The sequence below is a fragment of the Litoreibacter sp. genome, assembly GCF_058136045.1.
Genome location: NZ_JBYVDD010000008.1, coordinates 1 through 14796, shown reverse-complemented (window position 1 = coordinate 14796; position 14796 = coordinate 1). Strand labels below are relative to the sequence as shown.

The 14796-nt window shown below is 56.0% G+C and carries 12 protein-coding genes; 4 read left to right on the top strand and 8 right to left on the bottom strand.

Features of this window, described 5'->3' with window-relative positions; translation table 11 throughout:
• The first annotated feature begins 108 nt into the window (after nucleotides 1-108).
• Nucleotides 109-1143, top strand: a complete 1035-nt coding sequence (gene deoC / locus AC3Y7R_RS12090) for a deoxyribose-phosphate aldolase (RefSeq protein ID WP_490042805.1) — start codon at nucleotides 109-111, stop codon at nucleotides 1141-1143.
• Between the two features lie 78 nt (nucleotides 1144-1221).
• On the top strand, nucleotides 1222-3522 hold the full coding sequence (locus AC3Y7R_RS12085; protein ID WP_490042303.1) for an aldehyde dehydrogenase family protein: 2301 nt from the start codon (nucleotides 1222-1224) through the stop codon (nucleotides 3520-3522).
• A gap of 64 nt (nucleotides 3523-3586) precedes the next feature.
• Here the strand turns inward: AC3Y7R_RS12085 and aqpZ are convergent, their stop codons facing one another.
• From aqpZ to AC3Y7R_RS12045, 8 genes are all read right to left on the bottom strand, one after another.
• Complete coding sequence (gene aqpZ, locus AC3Y7R_RS12080) at nucleotides 3587-4267, bottom strand: aquaporin Z (protein WP_490042302.1); 681 nt, start codon at nucleotides 4265-4267, stop codon at nucleotides 3587-3589.
• A gap of 132 nt (nucleotides 4268-4399) precedes the next feature.
• Nucleotides 4400-5056 (bottom strand): DUF1523 family protein, encoded by a 657-nt coding sequence (locus AC3Y7R_RS12075; RefSeq protein ID WP_490042301.1) that lies wholly within the window; start codon nucleotides 5054-5056, stop codon nucleotides 4400-4402.
• A gap of 13 nt (nucleotides 5057-5069) precedes the next feature.
• A complete protein-coding gene (locus AC3Y7R_RS12070; protein ID WP_490042300.1) occupies nucleotides 5070-5339 on the bottom strand; it encodes a hypothetical protein in 270 nt (89 codons plus the stop codon).
• Nucleotides 5336-6694, bottom strand: coding sequence for a DUF6638 family protein (locus AC3Y7R_RS12065; RefSeq protein WP_490042299.1), 1359 nt, complete (start codon nucleotides 6692-6694; stop codon nucleotides 5336-5338). The genes AC3Y7R_RS12070 and AC3Y7R_RS12065 overlap by 4 nt, the downstream gene beginning before the upstream one ends.
• Before the next feature lie 40 nt (nucleotides 6695-6734).
• Nucleotides 6735-8666 (bottom strand): ATP-binding protein, encoded by a 1932-nt coding sequence (locus AC3Y7R_RS12060; protein ID WP_490042298.1) that lies wholly within the window; start codon nucleotides 8664-8666, stop codon nucleotides 6735-6737.
• A gap of 47 nt (nucleotides 8667-8713) precedes the next feature.
• Complete coding sequence (locus AC3Y7R_RS12055; protein WP_490042297.1) at nucleotides 8714-9844, bottom strand: hypothetical protein; 1131 nt, start codon at nucleotides 9842-9844, stop codon at nucleotides 8714-8716.
• A gap of 314 nt (nucleotides 9845-10158) precedes the next feature.
• Nucleotides 10159-11235, bottom strand: a complete 1077-nt coding sequence (locus tag AC3Y7R_RS12050) for a hypothetical protein (RefSeq protein WP_490042296.1) — start codon at nucleotides 11233-11235, stop codon at nucleotides 10159-10161.
• Nucleotides 11236-11355: 120 nt separating this feature from the next.
• Entirely contained in the window at nucleotides 11356-12147 is a 792-nt protein-coding gene (locus AC3Y7R_RS12045) for an alpha/beta hydrolase (protein WP_490042295.1), read from the bottom strand.
• 59 nt (nucleotides 12148-12206) lie between these two features.
• Between AC3Y7R_RS12045 and AC3Y7R_RS12040 the strand changes: the two genes are divergently transcribed.
• Both AC3Y7R_RS12040 and AC3Y7R_RS12035 read left to right on the top strand, forming a co-directional pair.
• On the top strand, nucleotides 12207-12743 hold the full coding sequence (locus tag AC3Y7R_RS12040; RefSeq protein WP_490042804.1) for an RNA polymerase sigma factor: 537 nt from the start codon (nucleotides 12207-12209) through the stop codon (nucleotides 12741-12743).
• A gap of 1 nt (nucleotide 12744) precedes the next feature.
• A complete protein-coding gene (locus AC3Y7R_RS12035) occupies nucleotides 12745-14754 on the top strand; it encodes a vWA domain-containing protein (RefSeq protein ID WP_490042294.1) in 2010 nt (669 codons plus the stop codon).
• The last annotated feature ends 42 nt before the right edge of the window (nucleotides 14755-14796 follow it).

The following is a 14796-nucleotide window of genomic DNA, read 5'->3' as shown; positions in this document are numbered from 1 at the left end:
GCATATGTCTCCCCTTTCCTAACCGTCCATCTCACGCTTGGGAAGTCGCACGCATGCTTGCAACACCCGCCCGCCCATGTCACATTTCTTGCTTCATCACATCAAAGGATGCGCATCTTGAGCACTCCCTCCAATATTCTGGCGACCACACCCAAAACCGTGGCGCCCAACCACCCCCAAACGCAGCTGCCCCAAGTGCACCTGCCCCGCAACGCAGGCATGGCGCTGGATCTTGACTGGGTCGCGAAAGTGCAGGCCAATACCTCCGCGATCGAGCGCCGCGCAGCCGCACTTCCCGGCCGCCGCTCTGTCAAGAAAGACTATCAAGCCGCGTGGCTGCTCAAGGCCGTGACCTGCATCGACCTGACCACCTTGTCGGGGGATGACACCACGGGCCGCGTCCAGCGCCTTTGCGCCAAAGCCCGCCAGCCCATCACGGAAAACATCCAAACCGCGCTTGGTGTAAGCGGCATCCAGACCGGGGCTATCTGCGTTTACCACGACATGATTGAGGCCGCCGTTGACGCCCTGCAAGGCAGCGGCATTCCTGTCGCGGCTGTCTCCACTGGCTTTCCCGCAGGCCTGTCTCCCTTCCACCTGCGCGTGGCCGAGATCGAGGAAAGCGTCAAAGCAGGCGCGCGCGAAATCGACATTGTCATCTCGCGCCGTCATGTTCTCACTCAAAACTGGCAGGCTCTCTATGACGAGATGAAAGCCTTTCGGGCGGCGTGCGGCGACGCCCATGTCAAAGCCATCCTCGCCACCGGCGAGTTGGGGTCCTTAAGAAATGTTTCGCGGGCCTCCTTGATTTGCATGATGGCTGGGGCTGATTTCATTAAAACATCGACGGGTAAGGAAAGCGTAAATGCCACACTTCCCGTCAGCCTCGTGATGATCCGCGCCATCCGCGACTACTATGACGCCACCGGTTTTCACGTTGGCTACAAGCCTGCGGGTGGCATTTCCAAAGCCAAGGATGCGATCACCTACCTTGCCTTGATGAAGGACGAATTAGGCCACCGCTGGCTACAACCCGACCTGTTCCGCTTCGGCGCATCCTCGCTGTTAAATGACATCGAGCGCCAGTTAGAACACCACGTCACTGGTGCCTATTCTGCCTCCTACCGCCACCCGATGGGCTGATCAGATGCGCCCGATTTGTACCTTTGAGAAACAATTCTGTACGCCATGTACCCTGCGTACAAAACCAAGGACCACGCCATGACCGTCAAAGATATCCTCGAATCCATGGACTACGGCCCCGCCCCCGAGAGCACCACCGAGGTAATGGCGTGGCTCAACGCCAAGAACCGCCAGTTCGGCCATTTTATCGACGGCAAGTTCACCGCCCCCACCGAAGATTTCACCTCAAAAAACCCGGCCACCGGAGAGGTGCTCGCCTCGCTGTCCCAAGCCAGTCAATCCGATGTAGACGCCGCCGTCACTGCGGCGCGCAAGGCACAGAAATCATGGTCTAAATCAGGCCTCACCCGTGCGAAATACCTCTATTCTTTGGCGCGTGCATTGCAAAAACATTCCCGCCTGTTTGCGGTGCTGGAGACGCTGGATAATGGCAAACCAATCCGCGAGTCCCGCGATATCGACATCCCCCTGGCTCAACGTCATTTCTACCACCACGCAGGCTTCGCCCAACTGATGGAAGACGAGCTGCCAGACCGCCAACCCCTTGGTGTTTGCGGTCAGATTATTCCATGGAATTTTCCTCTGCTGATGTTGGCTTGGAAAATCGCACCAGCACTGGCGATGGGCAACACCGTGGTGCTGAAGCCGGCGGAATACACAAGCCTAACCGCGTGTTTATTCGCGGAAATCTGCACCCAAATCGGGCTGCCAAAAGGTGTCGTAAATATCGTCACAGGCGACGGCGCGGTGGGGGAAATGATCACCAACGCGGACGTCGACAAGCTGGCCTTCACCGGCTCTACCGAGGTTGGTCGCATCATCCGCAAAACCACTGCTGGCTCCGGCAAAGCACTGTCACTAGAGTTAGGCGGAAAATCCCCCTACATCGTTTTTGACGACGCAGATATCGACAGCGCCGTTGAGGGTTTGGTGGACGCCATCTGGTTCAACCAAGGACAGGTTTGCTGCGCTGGCTCGCGCCTCTTGGTTCAAGAGGGCATCGCTAACACCTTCTACCGCAAGTTAAAATCCCGCATGGACGGGCTGCGCATCGGCAACCCGCTTGACAAATGCATTGACGTGGGCGCCATCGTAGACCCCATTCAACGCGCAACTATTGCGGATATGGTCGCCACAAATACCGAAGGTGAAACCTACCAAACACCCGCACCCGAAGGCTGCTATTACCCACCGACCCTGATCACTGGCCTGACGACATCTTCGCGCCTAATGCAGGAAGAAATCTTCGGGCCTGTATTGGTCTCCACCACGTTCCGCACCCCAGCCGAGGCCGTCTCGATGGCCAACAACACGCGCTACGGGTTGGCCGCAACCGTCTGGACTGAAAACATAAATTTGGCGTTAGATGTTGCCCCGAAACTGGTCGCAGGCATTGTCTGGATAAATTCCACCAACCTAATGGATGCCGCCGCAGGCTTTGGCGGAGTGCGCGAAAGTGGTTTCGGACGCGAGGGCGGTTGGGAAGGCTTGGCAAGCTATACCAAGCCCAAGACCGTGCCAAAACCCGCCAAACCTGTCACCGCATTTACTGGAACCAGCGGGTTGTCCGACCCGATTGATCGCACTGCCAAGCTCTACATCGGAGGCAAGCAATCGCGCCCCGATGGCGGTTACACCCGCATGGTTTATGGCCCCAAAGGAGACGCCTTGGGGGAGGTCAGCCTCGCCAACCGCAAAGACCTGCGTAACGCAGTCGAAGCAGCCCAAAGCGCCAAATCTTGGGGTCGCACCACCGGCCACTTGCGCGCGCAAATTCTGTACTACATGGCGGAGAACCTCTCCACCCGCGGCGCAGAATTTGCCGACCGCATCAAGCGTATGACCGGAAATCAGGGTCGCGACGAGGTTGAGAGCACAATCCAAACCCTATTCACCTACGCCGCTTGGGCCGATAAATTCGACGGGCAGGTTCACGGCGTCCCCATCCGTGGCGTTGCCTTGGCTATGAAGGAGCCCGTTGGCGTAATCGCAGCCCTTTGCGATCAAAGGCCACTGGCCGGACTGGTCGAGGCCATCGCCCCTGCACTCGCCATGGGCAATCGGATCATTGTGTCAGCGAGCGAGGTATTCCCACTGGCGGCTGCCGATTTCATCCAAGTCTTGGAGACCTCCGACATGCCAAACGGGGTCGTTAACCTGCTCACCGGCGACCATAAAGAGCTGGCACCCCACATGGGCGCTCATATGGACATTGACGCGGTCTGGAACTTCTCGGATCAAGCCCACGCATCCGCGATTGAAAGCGCCTCCGCCAGCAACTTAAAACGCACCCTGAGCGCGACGGCCCCCGGCTCCGCACGCTCCATGCTAGAGGCCGCGACCGAAGTGAAAAACATCTGGATACCCTACGGAGAATAGGCCCAAAAAAGAAACGCCCCGGCATGTTTCAGCCGGGGCGTAATTACCTGTTATTATGCTGTTTTTACGGCGAAGTAATGCGGGCTTTATGCAAAAAGCCGCCCAACGCACCGCCAATAAGCGGGGCCACGATAAACAACCACAATTGTGACAAGGCCACCGGGCCCGCAAACAATGCCGGCCCGATCGAGCGCGCAGGGTTCACGGATGTGCCCGTAACTGGAATCCCCACAAGGTGGATCATCACCAGCGTCAAGCCGATGACCAAACCAGCCATCGCGCCATTGCCGCTCTCGGCTGTCACGCCAAGAATAACAACCAAGAAAACAGCCGTTGCGACGACCTCGAAGATGAAGGCCGCAGTCATGCTAAAGCCACCGCCATAACCTTCGCCCCAGCCATTTTGGCCAAGACCACTCGCCGCCACATCATAGCCAGCAAGTTTTCCGGTCGCGATGATATAGACAACAGCCGCCGCGATGATTGCACCTATAGTTTGTGACACACTGTAAGCCACAAAATCTTTGGCGTTGATACGCCCTGCAACCAATGCGCCCATGGATACGGCTGGGTTCAAATGTGCGCCAGAAATCTGACCAATCGAGTAGGCCATAGCAATGACCGAAATACCAAAGGCAAAACTAATGCCGGTAAACCCGATGTCGCCTCCCGCAAGAACGGCAGAGCCGACCCCGAAAAACACCAAAACGAATGTCCCGAAACATTCCGCGATATACTTGTTCATTACCTGTCCCCTTAACTCCATCGCGGCGTTTTGCCTGCAATTACCAGAGCAGGGTAAACCAACTTTGGGATCCCCCTAAATGGGAGAAACTCTCTGCATTTCCCCTCCTGCACTTGGAAGGTGCCAGTCAGCCTACTTGCGCGGCTTGCTTTTCCAGCTATCCAGCCATCCCCGAAAGCCCGCACGGGTCTCGTCGGTATAGTCGTCCACCGCATCCCAAGTCTCGCCTACACTTTCAGTTATCGGGTCAATCTTGGATCGCTTAAACCACTGGCTCATCCGAAACAGGCCAAGACACAACCCCGCCAAAATGATCAAGATCAGGATATTAAAATAGGGGATCAACGTCTTGTCCGGCGTATCAGTGGCCCGCACGCTTACCGAGTTGGGGAAGATCGACCAAAACTCATTGCGCCAACCGTAATGCGTAATCACAACCCATTGCGGGTCATCTTTCTTAGACACCAGATCGGCGGCTTCAGTTTGCAAATTGGACGAATCCAGTTTGAAATATGGGGGCCAGCCCCAGCCTGTATCCTCGTTGCGGTAAACCATCACCCGACCGCTTTCATACAAAACCGCATTGATAAACCGCACATCGCGGTTCACCCCGGTTGTATCTTGCCCACTATCCGCACTAGCCCAGAAGATTGAATTTTCGCCGAAATCAACGCGGCGCACCTCTGTTTCAACGATCCTTACGATGTCTCGTTGTGGCAATGTGTAGTGGAAGAATGATCCCACCAGCAGCCAGAAAAGCAAAACGATTGTGTATTTGACCCAACGCATCAGCGAGGCTCCTTCATTGGAAATTTACCACATAAACCAGCACGCCGATCACCAGATAGGGAACGATAAAGACCCCAAAAATCAGTTTGCGACGTAAGGAGTGATCGTACTCGGCAAGGCCATCTTCGATAAAGGCATCACGATCACCCGTGTGCACATCCTCGTCCCATTCCGCGCCCAATTTGCCCCGGCGGACCGAGCGTGACCATGCCGACAGCACGAAATAGACCACAAGCATAACGACGAATGCCATTGCCCCAAGTCGGATTAGTCCGAAAATCATCGCGTTCTCCTCACTGCACCCCATGGGCCAACCACGTCAACAATATCGCGCGACCTTGATTGGGGCGGCTCCTCCATAGGCGCGTCGCCGCTGCCAAACAAGGCCTCGCGCGCACCCACCTTGTCCACCTGATACTCCCTTGCGAGGAAATCCGCCACAAAGGCTTTCTTTTGCTCCGGCCAATCGCGGTAACGGCTGTAGAACAGTTCCTTGTGGCAAATGAACAGTTGGCGCACGTCCAGCATCGACAACTCAGACAGCAGCATATTCACCAAGTCGCGATCCGCATGGGATTTGGCGCGCAATGTGTAAAAATAAGCCGGGTTCGTCGAGGCAATACGCGGCCACGCACCGCCGCCCTCGGCCCAACGCAACAGTTTGCTAAGGGTATGGAATTCCGGCGGCAGCAGATCGCTATATTGCCGCGCCAAAGCCCGCAAATCTGCGCGGCGCAAATCGGTCAAGTCAGCGCCCATAGTCGCACCAACATCTACAATAATAAAATCCAGCTTCTGGCGTAAAATCGCTACGGCATTGACGCCACGCGCTTTCACAATCGGCTCGACCAAATCATTAGCGTCCAGAAATTTGGCAATTTTGGTGCGCTGCGATAATTGGATAGCTGCGCCGCCCTTGCCTACAGGTAGCTTCCCCAAGTCATCATCCGAGACCGAAATAACCCCCGGCTTCTCGACATCTCGGAAGGCATATAACCCGCCAAAATGCGCAGTCCAGAAGTTGCCCTGCTCATATTCCGCAAAGCCCAGCTTGACCGGAGCGCGCGTCACATCACCGGTTTTATGCGCCAGCGTGATCATATCCGCGATCAACACATCGTCCCACCAAGCGTCATCTCGGGCGCGAAACTCTGTGATCATCGCGTCCAGTTTGCCCGCATCGGCAACCACACCAGATGTCGTGTCCGCCTCGATTTTGATCTTGCGGATATCGAATAAATGCGCTGCCTTATCGACACTATAGATCGAGTTCACCAACTCCCCCGCCACCGCATCACGCGCCGTCAGCGCAAAAAGCTGCGCCTCGTTGGAGATGATGAACTGGCGCAAAATACCACGCGACGTAGAGAACTTTGCCTCCAGCAAAGGCGCGGTCTTTTGCTCGGTCGAGAGTAGAATAAACTGACGGTTACAGCCATTAGGGTTGAGATAAAGATGATCCCCCAACTCCTCGCCCACCTCCGGCGCATAGCCCGAAATATCAACGTGAAAGTCGGTCAGCTTGGTGGTCTTGCCCGTCAGATGCTTAAGCGCACGATTATAGCGGTCCGCCATGGCTTGGCCCTGCACATGGAACAGGTTGCCAAACATCAGCCCTTTTTCGATGAGACGCATCATAGGCATGTGCCTTTAACTGTAGAAATGCCGCTCACGCGCGTCACCCCTTCCCCTCCAAATATCGCCGTTTGGCCTCTTCAGAACGCCCAAAATCACGTACCATATTTTCAATCGCCACCTCATCGGACTTATCGGCATAGCGGAACTCACTATCCGCGTAGCGGTTGATCTCTTGCAGAACCATGTCCACGGTGATCGGCTGGCGCAGCTCCTCGATCATGCCCTTCTTCTCGTCATAGGTTTTGAACAGAAATAAATCCGGCTCTTCCATCCACTCATCCGGCAGCTCAAAGTCCATAGCGCGCACTTTTACCGCGTCAGTGATGTTCTTGATGGCACGCCCAGTAAAGCGGTCATCCGCCTCTTGGATGCCTTTCAGATAGGCCCCCATTTTGGCGATTGTATCCAACTCCCCAATCTCCGATGACACGCGGTCAAAGACCTTGATCAACCCGTCCTCATGCGGCCTGCCATGGCCTTCAAACGAGGCTGCAACAGCCTTTTTGATCTCTTGGGCCGCAAATGCTTCGTGATCACCCAGCGGGATGTCATGGTTTTTGCCCATCAACAAATGCAAGATGTCGATGTAGTCATCCTGCGTAATGGGCCCGTCCACCAAAAAGCGCGCGCCCGCGCGTTGGCGCAATGCATCATCGACATTCTCGGGGTAGTTGGAGAACATCCCGAACGTACAATTGCCACGCACAACGGTATTCGCGCCCGCAAAGCTCTCCATCAAAACAGCGGTAATTTCCAACTGCCCCGCACTAGATTGACGGTCGCCGCGCTTGCCCGCCAACTGGTCAATGTCGTCGATTGTGCCAAAGCCAATCGCATTCGGGTCGAGCACATTATTAATGAACGCTTTCGCGTTTTGGCCCGATTTACCCTGATAGCTGTCAATATTATCCGTGGACAAGTTTTGATAGCGAAACGGATAACCCGCCGTCTCGCAATAGCCTGACACCAACCCCGCCATCATCTGGATCAGCGTGGTTTTGCCAGTGCCCGGCTTGCCGTCGCCCATAAAGGTAAAGATGAAACCGCCAAGCTCCGCAAACGGGTTTAGCTTGCGCTCAAAATCATAGGCCATCAGCATCTTCGACAGCTTCATCGACTGGTATTTAGCAATATGGTTACCAACGACCTCATTGGGTTTCTTGAAGGTCATCGTCAGCTTGGTGCCCTTGGCAGCATGGGCCGGGGCGAAGCCATTAATGGTCAAATTGTCCGCCTCAACACGATATGAAGCCGCGTTAAACGCCTGTAAACGAGAGGTATTTTGGGCGCGCAAGGCGACTTTTTCCATCACCTGCTCGGCATAAGCCAGCACGGTGGCGACCAATTTAGCGTCACCATCCGCAAACAAAGTCAGGTCTTGGTCCAACTCCCAAAGCGCGCCGTGCAGGGCCAGTTGCACATTATCGGTCAGGATTTCCTCAACCGCACCAATCTCAACTGACGCCTCGCTAGATTGCACCCCCAAAAGAAACGAAACCGCATTAGCGAATGTAAACAAACCAGCTAACGCTTCCGCCGCCAGCAATTCGCCAAACTCAACGCGGCGCGCTTCCGCAATGCGACCCGCTAGGTTTTCTTTCTTCAACTCAGCCAGTCCCGTAGCCTCAGAAAATGCCTCGCCCGTGGCTAAAGCAATCGCCAACGCGCGGCGCAAGTTTTGCAACACAGTGGCTTGAATGGCAGAGGGCAGCGCATCCTCGCCCACGCCCTCGACCCGTTCAATCAAACGCACACCCTCAGGGCGCGCAGTCGAACGGGTCACAAGCCCCGGCGTGGTAGAGCGAAATCTCCGCCGCGTGCCAAGCCCCGCAGATTTTTCCGCCCTAGGAGCCTCTTTGGCAACCGCGATCCGCGGCGTGTGATCCACCCCCTCCAGCATCGCCACCGCCGCTGCATAATGCTTGCGGATGTCGTCTTCGCTCAGTTCCATCAAATCGGCTGAAATGCTCACACTAATCTCTTTTCTTTGTTCTTAAAAATACGGACTTTTGGATAAACCTATCGGTAGCTCACAACCCGCCCCGCAGGGCTGACCACAAATTTACGCACATCGCGAAATCCGGCCGGGTTTTTCTCGGCCAAAACCTGAAACGGGCGCTGCGGCAAAATAATCGCGCGTTCAATACTTGTCGTACCGGTCTCCGCCCCGCGCCCGGCAAAGGGATCCAGCTTGAAAATTTCGCGCTCAACAGAGCCAAACCAGCCCTTCTTCTCCAGCTCCACCCGCTCGGAATGCAAATCCTCCACGGTCCATGCCAAGGTCCAATCCTCGCCCACAGCCCCTTGCGCCTCTTCCAACACTTCGCGGATCGGGCCTGATTGCAACGTGAACGCAGACGAATACATCGGCCCCACATGAATGCGCCGCAACCGCTTGGGGTGCAGGTCGTCAAAGTCACGATCAAAGCCTTGCGCGATGGTCAACAACTTCAACCCGGCCGAGCCCTGTGCGGCCAAATGCGCCTGCACCGCAGGCCAGCGCCGCGCGTCTTTGGGCAGTGCCACATCGCCCGTATCCTCGACATCCATCATATAGATCGTCGGCACATTTTGTTGGCTGTCATAGACCGCCCAATGCAACAGATAGCTGCGCCGATCCTGCGTGTTGCCAGTCCACAACGCCTGCGCATCATTGCTGGCCCAAAACAATTTCCCCATCTGTAGCTGCTCATAATACAGCCGTTGCGACATGGCATATTGCAGCTTAGTGGGGATGCTCAAATCCCCCACGATCTGGCGCACCATCTCGTCTTTCAGCTCCTCGACGCTGCGCATTCCGGCCAAATGGGCCCGCGCCTGCTGCGCGTCATTGGCCATCTTCATCAGCTCTGCAAAGACCGGAAACCCGCTCTCATGACGATCAATCGACAGCGAACCAAAGAACACGCCCGTGTCGCGCCCGGTCAGCAGATACTTGTGGCTGAGCGCGCGAAACGTGAACGCAATCTTCTGCACATAAGCAGAGATAATCGCAACGTCCGACTTAGAGAACGTCCGCTCCGCCTCCATCTCGGCGGCCACACGGGCCAAATGGCCAGTGATCCGCTCAAACTTGGCAAAATAGCGCCGCGCCGCAAGGTCATCGGTCAAGCCAGAGTGGTCTTGGGTGAGGTTTAGGTCTTTTGTCATTTTAGTTGGCCATTCTCATCTAAATAGAACCACCATCGTTCGAGGCGCGTGGGGCGATAGTGTTTTGAAGAGCCTCTCAAGCCGACGTGTCGCAATAAAACTTCACCTCTTTTAGTTCCCCAACATGCCCAACAAACATACCTGATTATAGCAAAATAAAACAAAATCTGAAGTGGAGTTAAAATTACAATATGGATTTCTTCCGCTACAAACGGCACATTTGCATCGGAAGAAAGTACTAGCCCCACCATTGATTTAGCAATCAGGAGAAGGCCGGGACTTAACGCGAGTATCTGTTGGTGCGCAAAGCGCATTTACGCCCCATACAAGTTCTTGTCGTGCTTCTCGACAATCTTCTCAAAGCGCCGCGCGAACCGCTCGTCCGCCTTGGCCTTTTGCTCCAGCACCTTGCGCGCGAACACCATTTGGTCGCCGTGGGCTTCCATCATCTCGGCCATGCGCGCGTTCGTCGCGGCACCGATACCGGCCATGGCGGATTGCGCCTCTTGGTCGGTTTTCACGCCAATTTCGTTGATCTTATGCGCCACATCTTGCTGCTGCGCGGTTTTCAACGACTTGGTTAACGCATCGTATAGGACAACACGTTGCTTGGTGTCCGTCTCCAACTTGTTGATCAGCACCATCTGCGTCGCCGCTTGGTTTTGCAGGCTATCAACCCAAGTTTTACCCTGCTCGATATAGCGCTCCAGAGTTTGCGACTTGGCCAGTTTGACCTGCTCGGCCTGCACCTTCTCGTTGTATTTCGAGTTCAAGCTCGCCAGTTTGGTCTCTAGCTTGGTCCGCGCGGCGGCATCCTGCTCAACGCTGATTTTATTCTCTAGCGTGATCAGTTTCGGGTCCATCGCCAGAATGTCAGCACGCAGGGCTTCCAGCTCTCCCACGGTAAATTCACGATCATCCAGCGTCGCGGTCAGGTTGCTCTCGACCTTTTCTTTTTGCTCATTCAACAGGCCCAACTGGCCTTGCAGCAGCACCACGATAGTGTCGGATTTACCAATCAGGTCTTGCAATTTATCGTCGATAGAGGCCGTGCGCATCCGCTCTTGGCGCATACTTTCCGACTTACCGGAGGAAAAAATGCCAACGAAACTTTCCCAACCCGTTTTGTCGCGCATCGCCGAAAAATCTTCCGAAAACCCCGCAGTCACATCGTCCAAGCCCATGATCAACTCGGCAATATTAGCGTCCATCGCCGCCGTATGCGCGTGCACATCCTCTAGCGAGGCATTCTCAATGTCCAATTCCAACACGTCCCCTGCGGCCATTTTGGCCCGGGCAGATTCAATCTTACTCGTCATCTCGGAAATTTTAGATTGCGCCTCAGCCACTTGGGCTTGGCTTTCACGAACCTGCGCATCGAAATTGGCCATAGATAAATTCCCCTCGTTTAAATGTTACTGCTATTTACATAGTGACTAAAACAGCCGTTTTAAAGAGTTTGCCACGGCGGACCCGCCCCACGCTATAGCAAAAAGGGAAATTTTGGCATTTTAACGCAATGCAGCCCGCATCATCGCGCTGTTCACGTTGCGCAAGTCGTCAATCACATCAAAGTGGTGCCGCCCCGATAAAATTATCTGCCGTGTGTCCCAAGCCTGCGCCAGCCATCGCGCCTGATCCAGGAATACTGGGCGTTCTTGCGACCCGACCACCACCGTCACAGGCACATCGAGCGGCTGCCCCAGAACTGGGCTTTCCATCTTCGCCTCAGCCGCATCAAGGCGCAAAACCTCATTCATGCTCAGCGCTAAAAGGGGCCGTAAATCCGACACGGGAGAGATCGACAACACATGCGACAAGCGCTCTGCAACACCCTCAGGCAACACGCCCGCCATTGCCATACGCGCCACCAAATGCCCGCCCGCCGAATGGCCCACCAACACGATCGGACCGTCCACCTGCGCCGCCAATGCCGTCACCGCCTGTGCAATATGTGCGGTAATTTCGCTGACCCGCATCTCCGGAGCCAAGGGGTAGCCCGGATGTGCAATCGCCCAGCCAGCGCTCAGCGCGCCCTCCCCAAAGCACGTCCAGTCATCTTTATGGCGTTGCAGCCAATAACCACCATGCACAAAGATAAACAGCCCCTTTGGGATGCTCTCTGGCCGGATCAAATCATATTTCGCACGCGGGTTTGGCCCATAAGAGACGTCATATTCCCCGGCCTGCTGCGCCCGAAACTGTACAGACGCCGCCTCCCAAGCATCTGCATAGCTTTGTGCATTCGGGATAAAACCGCCGTTTTCATACTCCAAATCAAGCTCTTGTTGAGTTTTTGACATTTTTCTCAATTTCTTTCCAAGGATTGACGCCGCCCATGCGTCCTACCATCAATATGCGTATGAAAACCAGTGACGAGGCCTTGGCGAAAGCCGCGAGTGATGGGGATAGCGAGGCTTTTGGCCTGCTGGTCCGCCGTCACTATGATCGGTTGTTCCGCCTGTCATGGCGGCTCACCGGGCATAAAGCTGATGCCGAGGATCTGACCCATGACATCCTCGCGGCCCTACCGAGCAAGCTGCGCGCGTTCCGTGGCGAGGCCAAGTTCACCACATGGCTGTACCGCGTGACATTGAACGCCGCGACTGATCGCGCCCGCAAAGCACAGCGGCGCACGAAAGCGCGGACAGGTTGGGGGCAAGATTACATGCGCCGCGCCGCCGAGGATGCCGAAGCGGCTGAGGCTAAAGATTGGTTAACCAATGCGATGCGCGCTTTGCCCGCGGAGTTGCGCGAAACCGTGGCCCTGACTTTGGGTGAGGATTTGACGCAGGCACAGGCGGCAGAGGTCATGGGACTATCCGAGGGAACAATCGCGTGGCGCATGTCCGAAGTAAAACGCCACCTGCGCGAGATGGCCGAAAGGGAGGCCAAATAATATGGATGAGTTAGACAAACTGCGTGCTGCACTGCACGAGGCCGCCCCCGTGCCCGATGATGCGGCCAAAGAGGCTTCTTTGCGCATGGCAGAAGAAAGTTTTGCAAATTTCCAAGGAACGGCCAGCGTCGCACGTCCTACAGATATTAGCCCCCAGCGGGCAGAATTTCTGAAAGGATTTAAACGGATGTTTATGAAGCAAAACTTGAAGCCCATGATGTTGGCGGCCTCTTCACTGGTGATTATTGGCGTTGGTGTCGTGCTAACCTCACCCCTGATGGGCCCAAAACCCGCCCCAATCACCGAGAGCGAACACGTTGTTCAACCACCAGTCATGTCAAAAAGTAACCCCGCTATATCAGAGCCTGCCCCGGCCGAAGTAGCTGCGCCTGAAGCCAGCCCCTTGATCGATCTAGCGGCTTCTCCGCATATACCTCAAAACGCGACTTCAGATGACAGTAGCTCAGGTATTTCAAACATTGACGGCCTTATTGAACATATGGGGGCTACTGCCCCAAAGCGTACGGCCAAGTCCGCTAATTCCCGTGCGGCGACCAGTGGCCTCATGGCCTCAAACAGCGGGCCGCTACGCGATCGGCTACCGCAGCCGCAAATGGCCCAATCCCACGACCAATTCCCCGACGCCACTGCCAACCCGTTGAAAGTCGCCTCCGAGGAGCCGGTCTCGACCTTCTCCATCGACGTGGATACCGCCAGCTACTCTTGGGTGCGCTCCAGCCTGATGCGCGGCCGGATGCCATACCCCAAATCCGTGCGCATCGAGGAGATGGTGAACTACTTCCCCTATGCCTACCCCGCGCCGGATGGCGACGTGCCATTCCGCCAAACCGTGAGCCTAAGCCAGACCCCGTGGAACCCCGACACGCAGCTCATGCACATCGCCATCCAAGGTGCGCAAATAACGGAACGCCCGCCGCTGAACTTAGTGTTCCTGCTCGACACCTCCGGCTCGATGAATGCCGAGAACAAGCTGCCCTTACTGATACAAAGCTTTCGCCTGATGCTAGGCCAACTGCGCCCCGAAGATGAAGTAGCAATCGTGACCTACGCAGGATCAGCCGGAACCGTGTTGGAGCCAACGCCCGCATCCGAGCGCGACAAGATCGAGGCGGCATTGCTGCGCCTATCTGCCGGTGGCTCCACCGCCGGGGGCGAAGGGTTGCGCGCGGCCTATGCGCTGGCCAAAGGGATGAGCACTGACGGCGAGGTGTCCCGTGTATTACTGGCCACTGACGGTGATTTCAACGTCGGAATGCAATCTGATGCAGAGCTAAAAAGCTTCGTCGAGCAACAACGCAAATCGGGCACCTACCTATCTGTTTTGGGCTTCGGGCGCGGCAATGTAAACGATGCGCTGATGCAAACGTTGGCCCAAAACGGCAACGGGCAAGCCGCCTATATCGACACGCTGGCCGAGGCGCAAAAGATGCTGGTGGATCAGCTGTCAGGGGCCATGTTTACCATCGCCCAAGACGTGAAAATTCAGGTCGAGTTCAACCCAGCCACCGTCGCAGAATACCGCCTCATCGGCTACGAAACCCGCGCGCTAAAACGCGAGGATTTCAACAATGACCACGTGGACGCAGGCGAGATCGGCGCTGGCCACACAGTGACGGCTCTCTATGAGGTCACGCCCGTCGGCTCGGACGCGACCCTTACCGACCCGTTGCGGTTTGGCACTGTGGTTGAGGGTGGCAACACCAGCGACTTGGCCTTCCTACGCCTGCGCTACAAAGAACCGGGGAGTGAGAAAAGCCAGCTGCTGGAACAAGTCATCTCGACCCAAGCAACTGAGACCAACGCCGAAGCAGGCTTTGCCACTGCCATCGCTGGCTTCGCGCAACTACTGACCCGGAACGCCGCCTTAGGTGACTGGGGCTACGCCGACGCCATCGGTTTGGCGACGGCAACCAAGGGCGAGGACAGTTTCGGCTACCGTGCAGAGGCGATCAGTTTGATGCGGTTGGCACAAAGCCTGTCTCCAAAGTAAAGCTAAGAGCTTGTGGTGCCCGACCCTCCGGGGGAGGTATTT

Bases quoted from the DNA above. Each gene is read 5' to 3' on its own strand.
- deoC (WP_490042805.1), top strand. From the start codon at position 109: ATGCGCATCTTGAGCACTCCCTCCAATATTCTGGCGACCACACCCAAA.
- AC3Y7R_RS12085 (WP_490042303.1), top strand. From the start codon at position 1,222: ATGACCGTCAAAGATATCCTCGAATCCATGGACTACGGCCCCGCCCCC.
- aqpZ (WP_490042302.1), bottom strand. From the start codon at position 4,267: ATGAACAAGTATATCGCGGAATGTTTCGGGACATTCGTTTTGGTGTTT.
- AC3Y7R_RS12075 (WP_490042301.1), bottom strand. From the start codon at position 5,056: ATGCGTTGGGTCAAATACACAATCGTTTTGCTTTTCTGGCTGCTGGTG.
- AC3Y7R_RS12070 (WP_490042300.1), bottom strand. From the start codon at position 5,339: ATGATTTTCGGACTAATCCGACTTGGGGCAATGGCATTCGTCGTTATG.
- AC3Y7R_RS12065 (WP_490042299.1), bottom strand. From the start codon at position 6,694: ATGATGCGTCTCATCGAAAAAGGGCTGATGTTTGGCAACCTGTTCCAT.
- AC3Y7R_RS12055 (WP_490042297.1), bottom strand. From the start codon at position 9,844: ATGACAAAAGACCTAAACCTCACCCAAGACCACTCTGGCTTGACCGAT.
- AC3Y7R_RS12050 (WP_490042296.1), bottom strand. From the start codon at position 11,235: ATGGCCAATTTCGATGCGCAGGTTCGTGAAAGCCAAGCCCAAGTGGCT.
- AC3Y7R_RS12045 (WP_490042295.1), bottom strand. From the start codon at position 12,147: ATGTCAAAAACTCAACAAGAGCTTGATTTGGAGTATGAAAACGGCGGT.
- AC3Y7R_RS12040 (WP_490042804.1), top strand. From the start codon at position 12,207: ATGAAAACCAGTGACGAGGCCTTGGCGAAAGCCGCGAGTGATGGGGAT.
- AC3Y7R_RS12035 (WP_490042294.1), top strand. From the start codon at position 12,745: ATGGATGAGTTAGACAAACTGCGTGCTGCACTGCACGAGGCCGCCCCC.